Below are 14344 nucleotides of genomic sequence, written 5' to 3'. Positions count from 1 at the left end.
GGTCCGCAGTGTCGATCAGGTAGAGTCATCGGCGCTGAGGGCGATTAGCTCAGCGGGAGAGCGCTTCGTTCACACCGAAGAGGTCACTGGTTCGATCCCAGTATCGCCCACCGTAAATATCCGCAGGTAGCGAGCCCGTCACCGGAACCACCGGTAACGGGCTTTCGCGTTGTTGCCCCTTAAATTGGGAGCAGATTGAGAGCAGCGGCAACCGGCTCCCGATCCTGACCTCGGGAAACGCGGCACTCCTCCACGGCCCAGAGCTGCTGGACGAGTTCCTACAGCGACGCGCCGGGCACGGAGGCGTGGCGAAGATCTTCGACGAATACTGGCGCTGGCGGAGAGAGCAGCCCTGGTCATGATCAGGTCGCAGCGAGCCGGCTGAGTGCGGAAGGATTCAACCAGTTCCGGACCCTGATGGCCTTGAGTAGCAGGCGCCGGAAAACAACGCTTAGCCGTGCTGGCCCCACCTCGACCTCGAAGGCGTTCCCGACCCCGAAGCACCTCCCATGGATCGACCCCACCCATCCGGCCTGGCGAACGGCCCGGTGTCCGTGGCTTCGCCGATCAGAAATCCTCCGCCACGTCGTCAGTTCAGTTAGCACTCTCGCAGCGGTGGAAGGATTAACGACATGACCGACGCCAGACGGCTTGGCGCCGCCGAGGCCACATTCATCGCGGCGGTCCGCGCGGACGATACCGCCCGGTTCGCGCTCCTGACCGAGCGCCACCGGCGTGAGCTGCAGGTGCACTGCTACCGGATGCTCGCGAACTACGAGGACGCCCAGGACATGACGCAGGAGACGTTCCTGCGAGCGTGGAACAAGCGGGAGTCGTTCAAGGGCCACGCGGCCCTGCGGACCTGGCTGTACCGGATCGCGACGAACGCCTGCCTCGACTTCCTGAGGAAGCGCGACGACCGCACACCCGTACCGTCCGAGCTGCCGGACCCCGACTCCGAGGTGCTGTACCTGCAGCCGTACCCCGACCGGATGCTCCCCGAGGACCCACAGGAATCGGTGGTGGCGCGGGAGACGATCGAGCTGGCGTTCATTGTCGCCGTCCAGCACCTGCCGCCGCGGCAGCGGGCGGTGTTCATCCTGCGCGACGTCCTCGGCTGGCCGGCGTCGACAGCCGCCGAAGCCCTCGAGCTGACCGTCGCATCAGTGACCAGCGCATTGCAGCGGGCCCGTGTGACGATGCGCGAGCAGCTGCCCGACCGCCGCCTCAACTGGCGGAGCCCCGCCACCCACGAGCTGTCGAATGACGAGCGCGGCGTGGTGAAGTCGTACATCGAGGCCCATGAGCGCAACGACCTCGACAGGCTGATGTCCCTGCTGCGCGACGACCTACGCTTCGCGATGCTGCCCGATCCGGGCACCGTGACCACGACGGCCAAGGACGCGGTCAACGGCTGGCTCTCCGGTGGGCTCTTCCAGCGCGGCCACGACGACTGGCGCGGTATCACCACGACGGTCAACCGCATGCCTGCCGCCGTGCTGTACCTGCGCAACCCCGGCGACCCCGAGTACCGGCTCTTCGCCATCGCGGTCCTGCACATCGTCGACGGGAAGATCGCCGAGCTCACCGGATTCGACGCCGCCGACAAACCCTGGCTGGACCTGCCACCGACACTGTGATCACACCTGTCCCCATCGTCGACAAGTCCAGCGCACGCTGTCACCGAAGTCACCGCGGAATGAGCACCCCAACTGCCTGAACACCACGCGACAACGCGAACACCACCGCCCCGCCGGCGTTGCCGGCGGGGCATCTTCATGCCCGAAGAACATCGTCACGATCAACGACGCCGTCGCCCTCATTTCCAGCAAGTCGGTCAACAGCTCATCGGAACGCAAGGAAGGGCCGGGGAAAGTTCCCTCAAGGTCGAGGGGCACGGTGAGCATGCCAGGAAGGATTTCGTCCTGGCCTCACGAGCCCAGGAACTGGCCGGTGCTCATCGCCTCGTCTCGTATCGGGTCAGTACCACGCCGCCGGGAAACGTCCGCGTCTCCACCAGGTTCAGGTTCACCCAGCTGTCCAGGGCCGTGAAGAACGGCGTGCCGCCGCCCAGCAAGGTCGGTGTGGTAACCAGCACGTACTCGTCGATCAGGCCGGCCCGCATGGCCGCTGCGGCAAGTGTGGCGCCGCCGATGTCCATGGGGCCGCCGTCCTCGGCCTTGAGCCGGGTGATCTCGGTGACCGCGTCCCCGGTGACCAAGCGGGTGTTCCAGTCCACCGTGCTGATCGTCGAGGAGAACAACACCTTCGGCATGTCCCGCCAGCGACGGGCGAACTCGATCTGCGCCGGTGTGGCGCCGGGCTGCTGGTCGGCGGTCGGCCAGTGGGAGCTCATCGTCTCCCACAGTCTGCGCCCGTACAGCGCCAGGCTGGTCGCCCCCACCCGGTCGGACCACCACTGGAACAGCTCGTCGCTCGGTACGCTCCAGCCGAGGTCGTCGCCGGGCGCGGCGATGTAGCCGTCCAGGCTCAAGTTCATACCGAAGATCAGTTTCCGCATCGTGCCAGCCTCCCGTAGGTCGATCTCACACGTGCAGACGGGCACGGCGCGGAAACCTAATCGGTGCGCGATCTGCGTCCGCAGGTAGTCCTCGCCATCGGACTCGGCACGGCGCACTCAGCTGGGCTCGAGCACTACCCACCGGATCTCAACTTCACCCTTGTACGGGCGGCGGCGCACCCATGGCCAGCGCTCCCCGACCGCTGCTGCCGTTTTGCCCCGACGGGAAGGCCTTCCACGGCCACCTGCAACAGAGGCTGTCTACTTTTCACAGAGGCGTTGCGGTAGCGCTCGACGCGCTCGCTGCGCGAACAGGAGTGTGAGCGATCTGGGTCCCCGAACGCCTGATCACACAGCTATAGCGCCAGCCAGGCCCCCTCGCCACGCTGGAGATCGCCAACCAGTTCCCGACGCTTGGGCATCTCGCTCGGCGACCAGCGGCCGCACGTGCCCGGCAAGATCCGCAAGTACCTACCTCTCCCAGCGCCGACGCAGCTAAGCGTTGTTATTCGGCGCCTACTACTGAAGGGGCCTGATCGGCGACGATGCGTATACCTAACGCACAGGCACCCTATTGAGTTCTACGGCAGGCCCGGGTGGGGCCAAACCGAGCCGTCATGCCACCGCACACCTCGATCAGGGTGGGGCCACTTCAAGCCGTCCGGGTGGGGCCAACGGAAGGCGTCAGAATCAGCTGGAGGCTGACTTACGCCAGCGCCCTGCGCCGTGGCTTCATGTGCCGCCCGCTTCGCAGTCGGCTGGGTCGCAGGGTCGCGTCACAACGCGCCATGAAGGTTCACTCTCATAGCCGCGATTAGCGCGCTACGAAACGTTATGACGAGTTCCGCCCAACTCCCGGATCTGCCGGAAACAGTGATGTTCGGAACCCCGTAAGATCTGGCCAGTGGGGTGGGAGGCACTCGGGCAATGGGGTGAAGACGTCGCTCGCATCGAACCGCTCGCTGGCGGAGTCGCCAACGACGTGTGGAGCGTGCGCGTCAACGGGCACCTCGCGGTCGGTCGTCTCGGCACCGGGAGCGACGCTGATCTTGCGTGGGAGACAGAGCTCCTCCAACACCTCGACCGTGAAGGTCTGACCGTGCCGGTCCCGATCCCGACTACGGACGGCCGGCTGTTCGCCGACGGTCTGGTGGTGATGACCTACCTGGATGGCGGACCGCCCGAGACGCAGGCCGACTGGCGTCGCGTGGCCGGCACGCTCCGCGAGCTGCATCGGCTGACGCAGGGCTGGCCGCAGCGCCCAGGCTGGCGATCGTCGACCGACCTCCTGCACGCCGAGACCGGGACGAAGATCGACCTCGGCGCGATGCCCCCTGAGGGCGTTGCTCGATGCCGAGCAGCGTGGGCGCGGCTCACCGGACGTCGGACATGCGTCGTCCACGGCAACCCCAACAACCCTGGCAACGTCCGCATGACCGCGAGTCAGGTCGCGCTGATCGACTGGGACGAGTCGCACGTCGACGTTCCCGACCTCGACCTCGTGCTGCCCGACAATGCCGCCGGCCTCGACGACGACGCGCTCGACATCGCCGGGCAAGCGTCGGCCGCATGGGAAGCCGCCGTCTGCTGGGACGACGAGTACGCAGTCAGGCGGCTCGCCGAAGTTCGAGCGGTCTGAGTGGGCGATACAGCAGTGGGCTCATGGTGCACCAAGATCATCCATGAACCCCCGGCCCTGGCCGGGTGTTACACCCGGGAACTGGTGCAGTTTGTCAGACACACCTCGGCCGCGGCGGCCACAGGGGCAGCAGCGATGGTGTGATGCTCTGGAGCTTGCGCATCGATCGCACGTCGGAACTGTCGGACAGCGTTGTCGTGGTCGAACCCAGTATGGTTGCTCCGCATGACCGGGAGCGAAACCGAGATCACCGCGGATCTCATCCGCGACCTGCTGCGGGACCAGCATCCGGACCTGGCCGAGTTGCCGCTGCGCGAGGTGGAGGGCGGCTGGGGCAACCAGATGTGGCGCCTCGGGGACGAGCTGGCCGTGCGGATCCAGCGCATGGACACCGACCCCGATCACCAGCTCAAGGAGCGTCGGTGGCTGCCGCTGCTCGCCCCACGCCTGCCGCTGCCAATCCCTGTCCCGGTGCGGAGTGGTGCGCCCTCCGAGCGTTTCCCGAAGATGTGGACGGTCATGACGTGGGTGCCGGGCCTGCCACTGGACCACGGGTCGATCACCCGCGGCGAGCACGCGGCCGACACCCTGGCGGCGTTCCTCCGAGCGCTGCATGTGGCAGCGCCCGCCGACGCACCGGTTGATACGGGCCGCGGCGCGCATCCCAAGGACTGCACGGACGGCTTCGACCAGTTCTTCGACTCCGTCGACGCTGGCACGATCGGCTCCGACGCCGCCGACGTCCGGGCCGTCTGGGACGACGCCGTCGCGGCCCCCGCATGGGAGGGTTCGCCGGTGTGGGTGCACGGCGACCTGCATCCCGCGAACGTCGTCGTCGCGGACGGGACGCTGGCGGGCGTTGTCGACTTCGGCGACCTGTTCGTCGGCGACCCGGCGTCGGACCTGGCGGCCGCCTGGGTGCTGCTGCCGGCGGGCGCGGCCGCACGCTTCTTCGCCGCGTACGCGGAGGCTGACGAGGCGACGGTCCGGCGCGCCCGCGGGCTGGCCGCGCTGAAGAGCCTCTTCCTGATGCTGATGGGCCAGAACGGGGACCGCGGTCTGCCCGGCGGCAAGCCGGCGTGGGGTCCGGCGGGACGGGCGGCGCTCGACCGGGTCCTGAGCGAGCGTCTGACCCGATTCCACGAGTAGATCGGCGGCGCTTCGACTGTTTCACCTAGTGACTGCGGCGTTGAGCTGCATCTGGCTGCGGCCACCGGACCCTTCGACGAAGGCGCGGCCGGCTATTCCGTGGCAGTGAACCAGTCTGTTCCGGCAGCGTCCGTCGTGCGTCAAGGGTCCGCGACGTGGCGGACCGGGCGGCGCCCCGCTCCCCGGAGGGCGGGTCGACGGCAGACAGGTGGGGCTTGGACGGTCAGTTCAGCCGTCAAAAGATCAAGGTCCCGAGGAAGAGCCCGGCCAGGGCAACGACGATGACGACCAGGGCCTTGCCAAGCAGGTCGTTGGCCTGGCTGACCCGGGCGGGTAGCCGATCCTTCAAGCGGTCGAGGACGTGATGGGTCACGTTTGCGGGCAGAAAGAACGCGAGGACGGCCGTCTAGCCGCTGCCGATCGAGCTGTAGCCGGCGAGGGATGAGACGAGCCAGATCAGCACAAGGAGATTTGCGACCACGCCCGCCAGGACGGCACGAGGGATCGAGGCGGAGGGGCGCGGCTGAGTTTCGGTCACTGTCTCAGGATGACCGGTAGGTACCAGCCCGTCGATGTCGACGAGCGTTGCGCTTCAACGTCTGACACCGGGGGCTGGGTGACGATGGGGGCGGCCAACGTCGGACGCCTACGGACGATGACGGACTGTTTCAGCAGCTCACCTCGGCTACTCGCCCAGCTCATCAACGATTGATCATTCTTTCACGCCGAACAGGTCGCGTCGCCAGTCTTCTGGGCAGCGGCATCAGCGAGAATGGTTTGGTGGCTGGCCCTGAGGTTCTGACGTCTGCCGAGCGATTCGTGCTGGAAGAATCAAACGGGCACGTCTTGCTCTGGGAGATCGCCGCAGGCTGGACGGACAACGGCGCCCAGGACCAGCGCGTCGAGGCCGTACCGCTTCTCGCCGACGCGCTTGTTCTCCTGCCCGCCGTGGCTTGGTCGAGGTGCACAGCTTTCCCTCATGGCCCTCGAACCCCGAGCAGGCCATGGCAATCCCCGTCGACCAGCTCGCATGTGAGGTTGGCGGGGCTGACAAGTGGATGTGGCGCGACGAGGTAACAAGCCTGATCATCGTCAGCCTGACCGATATCGGCGTTCGTTGGCTGTAACTGCGCGCTCCTGGCAGGTGAGGCTGTGGCCAGCGATCGTGTCCGACGCGTGCCCGATCGGGCGGTCAACAAGGGCCAACAACGGACGCGTCGAACTGACGGTGTGTGTCACGCTCGAAGAGGGACGGGACCTACCACCACTTTGGATACCATCTGAGGACCTTCTCCGCTGGCTCTGACGCCCTCTGTCCTAGGGATGACTCACCTCGGCCAAAACCACGGGACCACTGGATAGCGAGCATGGCTGCGCCCGTGAGGAGCCAAGCTACGAAGCCCCTGTGCAGCAATGGCCCGACGACGCCCGCTGCGAGGAAGAGCGCCCAGCCAACGAAAGCCGAGATCCTGCGAAGGCGGGCGGGCGTCACGAGTTGATCCTAGGGCAGTCAACTTGAGACGCCATGGCCTGCCGGTCCTCCCTGTAACAGCGTGAGGTGGGTGACTACCTGGGTGACGACGGGCACGAGCGGTGGTGGACGTCCACGGACTCTGGTAGATGGTTGCCGCAGCTAGATCCATTTGGCGATGCCGGTCAGCGAGCCGTGTTGGTTGCCTGGGGGTCAAGGAGTCGCCGGGCTGACATCCATAGCAGCATCGGGATGGCTGACCCTCGGGGATAAAGCCCGCGCGATTTCCGGCAGAGGTTGTGTGCCTATGCGTCCGAAAGAGCCACCGAACTTATTGAGCGACCCGCAACACCAGGGATCCTGTTCCGCTGGTTCGCGTCGCATTGATCGTCCAGCAACCAGGAGTGGGAAAGACCCAGCCGGTGCCCCACTCGTCGCCCGGCCGATTCCAGTTGCTGCCGCCATGCGGCTCGGGACCCCAGACAGGCTTGACGGCTTTTCCATCGGGACCTGTGGCGCTGATCGAGAAGTCGCCACTGCCGGTCATGCGCCAGACCACCTTGATTTCCGTGCCGGTCCTCAGTGCAGTTGAAAACAGCATCGCCCACAGCGTTGCGCCGTCACCGGTGCCCTGTAGATCCTGGGATGTGTACTGCGCGGTCGGCGGGCAGACCGAACCGGTAGGCGGTGCAGACGACTGAGTTGCCTGCCGTTGCCCAGAGGTCTGCGGCAAGGGCTCGGATGCGATCTCGCGGGTGGAATCGCACCCGGTCATCGCGATCGCTGAGATCAGACCAAGCCACCAAATTCGGTTGGCGAAACGAGGTAACGGCATAGACAACCATATCGCGTGTCCGCCGCCAGCGTGGTCCGCATAACCGTGAGGTACGCCCGCTTCCTGAGCCATCAACGATGTGAGCCCAGAGGGGTCGACGAGGACCAGGTCCAGGCCGTCACCAGGCCGTCGGAGGCCGATCGTGACCGACTAAGGGACGACCACTGGTGACGACGTCTGGCCAGGCGACATGGCGTGGCCGGCTCGATGACCAGGCGGGCCGGAGGCCTCCTACCTGTAGTTGGTGAACTGGCGGCCCACCAGGGCAGCATTGTGGCCGGTGTACGTGTACGGTCATGCGGCCCGCAGGGAGACCAGTAGGTGGAGCAGTCGATGGGCCTGTTCAGCAAGTTCAAGCGCGGCCGCGGCGACGAGCCTGTCGACTTGGACGGGCGCTCGCCGAGACTTGGCATCAAGTATCGGGATCTGCTGCTCATGAATGAGGTAGCCAAGAGGGCAGCGGATCTGTCGCAGCCGCGACATGTCATCTTCTACCTCTACGCCCCTTCCGAAGACATCGGGCGGCTCATCGCCGCCGCAGCCCGCACCCACGGGTTCGACGCTGAGGTGCGTGAGCCTCTCCCGGAGTATCCGGGCAGCTGGACTGTGGCGTGCGAGACCCACACCGTGTTGACGCCAGAGTTCGTCCGCGAAAGCGTCGACGTTTTCGAAGCCCTGGCCGAGCACCATCACGCCGACTACGACGGCTGGGAAGCCGCCGCATAGCCCGACGCCCGTGCCCGTCACGTGCCCGATCTAGCGGTCAACCCGGCCAACGCGACCAGGGCACGGTATCGATCCGGGACCGCCGGTAGGAGTCGGCCGATCAGGTCAGCCCGGGTCAGGACATGTTCATTGGTGTCCTTCTTCCGCCGCGATGGCACCTTCCCGCCCTCGCACGGATTGGCGCCGAGCAGCCGGTCGCGGACGGCCGCCCGGAGAACTGGATTCGTGTCGGCGAGTTACGAACCACGGCGCTGTGAGGTCCAGGGCTGCTCCGCTCGCCGTCGGATGGCAAGCTCGTGTCTCGTGATCGATGATTTCGCTAGGGACTGTCTGCACGGCCAGCTCAGGTCGATACGTCAGGCGCTGATCTGGAAGCTCGGTGGGGACGCCGTCAGAAATCCGGATCTCGTGGAGGTTCGCCCGTGAGGGCGGTCATCGTCGCGGCCGCGGTCGCGTTCATCATCTCCCTGTTCGGCACGCCGGTGGCGATTCGCGTCTTCACCGCGCTCAAGGCCGGCCAGCCGATCCGATCCATCGGGCTCGCTAGCAACCAGGGCAAGCACGGCAGGCCCACGATGGGCGGCGTCGTCTTCATCGTGGCCACCGTCTTCGCGTACGTTGCCGGGCACATCGCCCTGATGACCCTGCCCGAGCGGCAGATCGCGCAGGAGGGGCCGACGATGACGGCCCTGGTGCTGCTCGGGCTGTTCGTCTTCTGCGGCGTGGTCGGCTTCTTCGACGACTTCCTCAAGGTGCGCCGGCGCAACTCCGACGGACTGTCCGCCAAAGGCAAGCTGCTCGGCCAGGCGATCGTCAGCGGCGGGTTCGGCATCGCCGCGCTCTACGTGCCGAGCACCAACGGCCAGACCGTGGCCAGCGAGCACATCTCGCTCATCCGCGACATCAGCTGGCTCGACGTCGGCAAGGTCGGTGCGGTCATGGTCATCGTCTTCGTGATCACGGCGATGTCGAACGGCGTGAACCTCGCCGACGGCCTCGACGGCCTGGCCACCGGCGCGTCGATCCTGGTGCTCGGCGGGTACGCGCTGATCGGCTTCTGGCAGTACCGGCACTGGTGCGCCGACGAAGGGTACGCCCGGGTGAACGACTACTGCTACCAGGTCCGGGATCCCCTGGAGATCGCCATAATCGCGGCGGCGGCGGCCGCCGCCTGCGTCGGCTTCCTGTGGTGGAACACGTCCCCGGCGCGGATCTTCATGGGTGACGTGGGCTCGCTCGGCCTCGGCGCCCTGATCGGCGGGCTCGCGGTGGCAACCCGCACCACGCTGCTTTCGATCATGATCGGCGGGCTCTTCGTCATCATCACGACGACCTGGGTGATCCAGATCGTCTCGTTCCGGACCACCGGGAGACGTGTCTTCCGGATGGTGCCGTTGCACCACCACTTCGAGTTGGCCGGATGGAGCGAGGTCAATATTGTGGTCCGGTTTTGGATCGTGGCCGGCGTCTGCGTGGCGGTCGGCCTGGGCCTGTTCTACTCGGATTTCTTGGCGGTCGTTGGATAAAGCCACGCGACAAGCCTGTGTCGTGCCACCGACGGTGATCCGCCGGGCAGCCTGGTTCCCCACCGGAGTGCCAGCGTCTGGCAGCAGCATTGCCTAAGCCGGTCGCGGCCAGACCCCACGGTCGCTGTGTCAGCAAGAAGTCAGCAAGAGGTCTGGCGTCATTCATCACGGGGCGACCTCCGGCGGCGGCTGGAGCCCACGCGCCGACATCACGTGGTATCGGCTGTGAGCTGGCGACAGGCGAGATCGACGTTCACACCGAAGAGGTCACTGGTTCGATCCCAGTATCGCCCACGCAGGTCAAAGGCCACCTCCCGGGTTCGGGAGGTGGCCTTTCTGCTGTCGTACAGCAGCGGTCAGCGGGCGGGTGACGAGCAGGCGAGGAGATGTCTGCCGGTGCTGTTATTTTGCCGGCCGTGAATGATCAGTTGATGTGGATCGACCGGATCATCGACGTGACCGGGTGGCGCCACGAGCCTGAGGGCGGTGCCGGCTGGGGGCAGGTGGAGGCGGAGCTGGGCGTCGCGCTGCCAGGCGACTTCAAGGAGTTGTGCCGGCGGTTCGTGCCGGGCCTCTTTATGGTGCACCTTGGCTTACTGCGACCGACCACAGATCACGACTCGACGTCGCTGGTCGGGTGGTGGGACTCCATGCGGCGTTCGGTGGGTGAGCATGACGACTTCACAGCGGGCTTGTACGTCCCGTACGAGCTGTACGGCCCCGACACGGGTTCTGGGCTGATCGAGTGGGGTCACGACTCGGCCGGAGGCGGATACTACTGGCTTGCGGACCGCTCGGTGGAGCCTGAGCGGTGGCCGGTGCTGGCTCGGCACGACCCTCCCTCCCCGTGGCACCGCTTCGACATGTCCATGACGGAGTTCGTCTACCGGATGCTCGCGGACCCGGAGTTGGAGTCGTTTTCGATGGTCACGCCGACGTGGCGGCCGTTTTATCTGCCGTACTGGCAGCCTTTTCCCACCACTGCTGAGGAGTGGGACGCTCTCGGCGACTCGAACCCGCGAGAACTGAACCAGTAGCGTCTCTGCCCGTCCAGGTCAGATGCCGAGGGAATCGCCGAGGCGTTTGAGGGCATCCCGCGTCGCCTTCGATGAGACCTGGGTGTAGATCTCATGGTCACGGAGAAGCGGGCGTGCCGGAGGACCTGCATGACGACTCTCGGGTGGACGTCGAGGTCGGCCTGGAGCGTGGCGCAGAGGAGTACGCCGGCCCGCACTGCGGTGTCGGTAGCAGGGAGTCGCGGACGCCCGGCGCGCGGAGGCCAGTCGACGCCTTCCGCCCGCCCGGATCATGCTGCTCGGCTGCGCACCGTCCGGGTCGGCGGGCGTAGTCAGATGATCTTGCGAAGATTGGTGAGGGTGCGATGGCGTCCAGTCGCCATTACCGGTGGACATCGCTCACTCCGGCTGAGGATCCCGCAACGCGAGTCGCCGCGATGGTACTTGCGCCCGAGCAGCGAAAAGCGAGATCATCACGCATGCTCGACCCCTCGCCCGACGGGACTTCACCGGCGGTTTCTACGCCGGATTTCGTGGGTCGTGATCGGGAGATGGCGGCGCTCCGGGGCGCCTTGGCCCGGCCACCGGCGATCGTGCTGGTAGAGGGCGAGGCGGGGATCGGGAAGAGCCGACTGCTGCGAGAGTGGTTGGCCGCGCCGCACCAGCGCACTGCCCTGGTCTCGGTGTGCCCACCGCTTCGAGAGTCGCTGACGTTGGGGCCGATCGTCGACGCGTTCCGTGGGATAGACCGGCCGGCGTCGCGATTGCGGCTCACCGATCTTGCGGGTGCGTTACGGCCCCTGTTCCCTGAATGGTCCTCGGACCTGCCGCCCGCATTGGAGCCCTTGGACGATGCGAAGGCGGCACGGCATCGCCTGTTCCGCGCCCTGGACGAGCTGCTCCGGGCTCTGCGTGTCGACGTTCTCGTGCTCGAGGACGCTCACTGGGCCGACGAGGTGACCTTGGAGTTCCTGCTGTTCGTCACCTCCCGACAGCAGTCGGACGGGCCAAGCCTCGTGATCTCCTATCGGCCGGAGGAGGTGGACGCCGGATCGCTGTTGCTGCGGCTGACGTCCCGGCTGCCTGCTGGCGTGACCCAGCTGAGGATCGCCCTGGCGCCGATGCGACCCAACGACACGGCAGCGCTGGTGTCCTCGATGCTGGACGGCAACCCGATATCGCAGGAGTTCACGACGTTCATGCACGAGCGGACCGGTGGCGTTCCGCTGGCGCTGGAGGAGTCGGTTCGCCTCATGTGCGACCGTGCCGACCTCGTCTTCCGCGACGGGCAGTGGGTCCGGCTGAAGCTGCGCGAGCTACAGGTGCCGCCAACGGTGCGCGACTCCACCCGGGAGCGGGTGGGCCGTCTGTCGCCGATGGCACAGCAAGTGTTGCGAGCCGCGGCGACGTTGGCTGAGCGGTCATCGGTGGCCACGATCGCGGTGACCGCCGGTCTGTCACCAGATGCGTGTCGAGGCGCTATCGCGGAGGCGGCCGATGCCGGCGTCCTGGACGGAGACGACCGCGACCAGTGGCGATTCCGGCATGTGCTGGCCGCCACGGCTGTCTACGAAGCGATCCCGTTGACCGATCGCAGACACTTCCACCTGCTGGCCGGCCGGGCGTTGGAGGACATCCATCCGCCGCCTGTCGCACGCCTTGCCCGCCACTTCCGTGAGGCGGGCGAGACGGAGTCCTGGGCGCGGTACGCCGAGCAGGGCGCCGAGCTGGCCATGGCCTCGGGTGACCACACCAAGGCGGTCGCCTTGCTGGTCGATCTGTTGTCGTGGTCCGAGCTGCCGCCGTCGGATCGGGCACGAGTTGCGCGCATCACCGGAGTAGCCGCACTGGGCCGTCGTGAACCGGTCGACGAGGTCTACCACCGCGTGATCCGTACCTTGCGCTCGGTGCTGGAGACCCCCGGTCTCTCCGCACGCCAGCAGGCCGAGATCCGCAACCCGCTGGGTCGGCTCCTGATCACCGGGGGTGAGGCGCAGGCCGCACTCGGCGAGCTCGAGCAGGCGGTGGCCAACCTCGACCATGACCCGATCGAGGCGGCTCGGGCGATGACCTATCTTGGATGGGCCTATGCGGGACCGTGGCCGGCGTCGACTCATCGGCGTTGGCTGGATCGCGCCGCTGAGCTCACCGCCGCAGTCGATTCTCACGCAGAGCGGCTGAACCTGGCCGGCAACCGTGCCGCTGCGTTGCTCATGCTCGGCGAAGAGGAGGCCTGGGACGTCGTCGCCGACCTGCCCATCGACGGTGCGACCTCGGCGGAGCGTCTCGACGTGGCCCGCATCCACGCAAATGTCGGGACCGGTGCACTGATCTGGGGTCGGTACGCCGAGGCGGAGGGACATCTCGTCGTGGCCCTGCGCCTTGCCGAGGCCGAGCAGGCGTCCCGGTTGCAATACAACGTCCGACTCGAACAGGCCAACCTGGCGTGGCTCACCGGTCGGTGGGAGGGGCTCGCGGAGCGAAGCGCGACACTCGCCGATGCCGACCGAGACCGGCCCGCGCTCTACCTCGGCAGCATTCGGCTCGCGGCCCGGCTGGCAGCCGCGGCCGGACGGCGGCGCGTTGCGGAGGAGCAGTTCCGGCTGGTCCTCGAGGAGTCTGCCCGTCTCGGCGCAGCCGACGACACGATGGAGGCCGCCGCTGCGCTGGCCAGACTGTGGCTGACGGACGGAAACAGCGGCCGGGCGCTGCAGATCACGAACGAGCCGATGGACACGGTCCGGAGAAAAGGCATCTGGGTCTGGGCGACGGACCTCGTCCCCGCTCGGATCGAGGCGCACCTCGCCGCGGGCGACCTTAAGGCCGCGACACGCCTGGGCGACCAGTTCGCCAGAGGACTGCGTGGCCGTACGGCGCCTGCGCCTCGCGCGGCGCTCACCGTATGCCGTGCCCTGCTGGTCGCCGCAGCCGGAGACCACGCCCGCGCGGCGACGGCATACGACCGGGCGGCGCGCGCCTGGAGCGCGTTGCCGCGCCCCTACGACGCCATGCTCGCCCGCGAGCGTCAAGCCGAGGCGCTCATGGCGCAAGGCCAGATCGAACAGGGCCGAGAGCTGCTGGCCGCACAGTACGAGCAACTGTTCAGGCTCGGAGCCCGCGGTGATGCAGACCGTGTCGCACAGCGGCTTCGCGAACACGGCGCCGAGGTTCCGCGATTGTGGCGCGGCGGTCGACGGGGGTACGGCGACCGGCTCTCACCTCGTGAGCTCGACGTGGTCCGACTGGTTGTCGCCGGCAAGACGAACCGGGAGATCAGCCGGATTCTGGCCAAGTCGCCGGCCACCGTGGATCAACAGCTGCGTGCGGCGATGCGCAAGTTGAAGGTGGCCTCTCGGACCGCGCTCGCGGTCAAGGCAGTAGAGGCCGGAGTGTTCGCAGAAGAGGATTCCCTCGACGACCCGTCGTGAAAATTGACGTATCCGCTGGATAGCGAAGGTCGC

At 67.0% G+C, this 14344-nt stretch carries 10 protein-coding genes, 1 tRNA gene and 1 pseudogene; 8 read left to right on the top strand and 4 right to left on the bottom strand.

From position 1 onward, the window contains the following. The first annotated feature begins 38 nt into the window (after positions 1-38). Together ACFYML_RS12095 and ACFYML_RS12090 are read left to right on the top strand one after the other, a co-directional pair. A tRNA-Val gene (locus tag ACFYML_RS12095) sits at positions 39-110 on the top strand. A gap of 522 nt (positions 111-632) precedes the next feature. Further along, positions 633-1640: an RNA polymerase subunit sigma-70 gene (locus ACFYML_RS12090; RefSeq protein WP_387420613.1), complete on the top strand. Its 1008-nt coding sequence runs from the start codon at positions 633-635 to the stop codon at positions 1638-1640. A 317-nt stretch (positions 1641-1957) separates the two neighbouring features. Here the strand turns inward: ACFYML_RS12090 and ACFYML_RS12085 are convergent, their stop codons facing one another. Continuing rightward, the gene (locus tag ACFYML_RS12085) at positions 1958-2521 is read right to left on the bottom strand and encodes a dihydrofolate reductase family protein (RefSeq protein WP_387420612.1); all 564 of its coding nucleotides are present in this window, start codon (positions 2519-2521) and stop codon (positions 1958-1960) included. Between the two features lie 904 nt (positions 2522-3425). Here ACFYML_RS12085 and ACFYML_RS12080 point away from each other — a divergent pair. Next, complete coding sequence (locus ACFYML_RS12080) at positions 3426-4160, top strand: phosphotransferase enzyme family protein (protein ID WP_387420611.1); 735 nt, start codon at positions 3426-3428, stop codon at positions 4158-4160. A 225-nt stretch (positions 4161-4385) separates the two neighbouring features. After that, a complete protein-coding gene (locus ACFYML_RS12075) occupies positions 4386-5309 on the top strand; it encodes a phosphotransferase (RefSeq protein WP_387420610.1) in 924 nt (307 codons plus the stop codon). Positions 5310-5544: 235 nt separating this feature from the next. Here the strand turns inward: ACFYML_RS12075 and ACFYML_RS12070 are convergent, their stop codons facing one another. Both ACFYML_RS12070 and ACFYML_RS12065 read right to left on the bottom strand, forming a co-directional pair. Beyond that, a complete protein-coding gene (locus ACFYML_RS12070; RefSeq protein WP_387420609.1) occupies positions 5545-5682 on the bottom strand; it encodes a hypothetical protein in 138 nt (45 codons plus the stop codon). A gap of 1429 nt (positions 5683-7111) precedes the next feature. Continuing rightward, positions 7112-7615, bottom strand: a complete 504-nt coding sequence (locus ACFYML_RS12065; RefSeq protein ID WP_387420608.1) for a hypothetical protein — start codon at positions 7613-7615, stop codon at positions 7112-7114. Between the two features lie 321 nt (positions 7616-7936). On the opposite strand from ACFYML_RS12065, the gene ACFYML_RS12060 reads away from it, so the two are divergent. From ACFYML_RS12060 to ACFYML_RS12050, 3 genes are all read left to right on the top strand, one after another. Further along, on the top strand, positions 7937-8341 hold the full coding sequence (locus tag ACFYML_RS12060) for a ribonuclease E inhibitor RraB (RefSeq protein ID WP_387420607.1): 405 nt from the start codon (positions 7937-7939) through the stop codon (positions 8339-8341). Positions 8342-8763: 422 nt separating this feature from the next. Continuing rightward, positions 8764-9867, top strand: coding sequence for a phospho-N-acetylmuramoyl-pentapeptide-transferase (gene mraY / locus ACFYML_RS12055; protein WP_387420606.1), 1104 nt, complete (start codon positions 8764-8766; stop codon positions 9865-9867). 386 nt (positions 9868-10253) lie between these two features. Beyond that, complete coding sequence (locus ACFYML_RS12050) at positions 10254-10904, top strand: hypothetical protein (RefSeq protein WP_387420605.1); 651 nt, start codon at positions 10254-10256, stop codon at positions 10902-10904. 18 nt (positions 10905-10922) lie between these two features. On the opposite strand, the pseudogene ACFYML_RS12045 reads toward ACFYML_RS12050, so the two are convergent. After that, positions 10923-11080, bottom strand: a pseudogene (locus tag ACFYML_RS12045) (site-specific integrase); the annotation flags it as partial. A gap of 282 nt (positions 11081-11362) precedes the next feature. Between ACFYML_RS12045 and ACFYML_RS12040 the strand changes: the two are divergent. Beyond that, positions 11363-14311 carry an ATP-binding protein gene (locus tag ACFYML_RS12040; protein ID WP_387420604.1) on the top strand — a complete coding sequence of 983 codons (2949 nt, stop codon included), beginning with the start codon at positions 11363-11365 and terminating at the stop codon, positions 14309-14311. The last annotated feature ends 33 nt before the right edge of the window (positions 14312-14344 follow it).

This window comes from Micromonospora sp. NPDC007230 (assembly GCF_042869115.1).
Taxonomy (GTDB): domain Bacteria; phylum Actinomycetota; class Actinomycetes; order Mycobacteriales; family Micromonosporaceae; genus Micromonospora.
The sequence above is the reverse complement of the archived record's forward strand: the minus strand, read 5'-3'. Positions and strand labels throughout refer to the sequence as shown.

Coding starts and splice junctions, on each gene's coding strand:
- ACFYML_RS12050 (WP_387420605.1), top strand. CDS start 10,254: ATGTCTGCCGGTGCTGTTATTTTGCCGGCCGTGAATGATCAGTTGATG.
- ACFYML_RS12075 (WP_387420610.1), top strand. CDS start 4,386: ATGACCGGGAGCGAAACCGAGATCACCGCGGATCTCATCCGCGACCTG.
- ACFYML_RS12065 (WP_387420608.1), bottom strand. CDS start 7,615: ATGCCGTTACCTCGTTTCGCCAACCGAATTTGGTGGCTTGGTCTGATC.
- ACFYML_RS12085 (WP_387420612.1), bottom strand. CDS start 2,521: ATGCGGAAACTGATCTTCGGTATGAACTTGAGCCTGGACGGCTACATC.
- ACFYML_RS12090 (WP_387420613.1), top strand. CDS start 633: ATGACCGACGCCAGACGGCTTGGCGCCGCCGAGGCCACATTCATCGCG.
- ACFYML_RS12040 (WP_387420604.1), top strand. CDS start 11,363: ATGCTCGACCCCTCGCCCGACGGGACTTCACCGGCGGTTTCTACGCCG.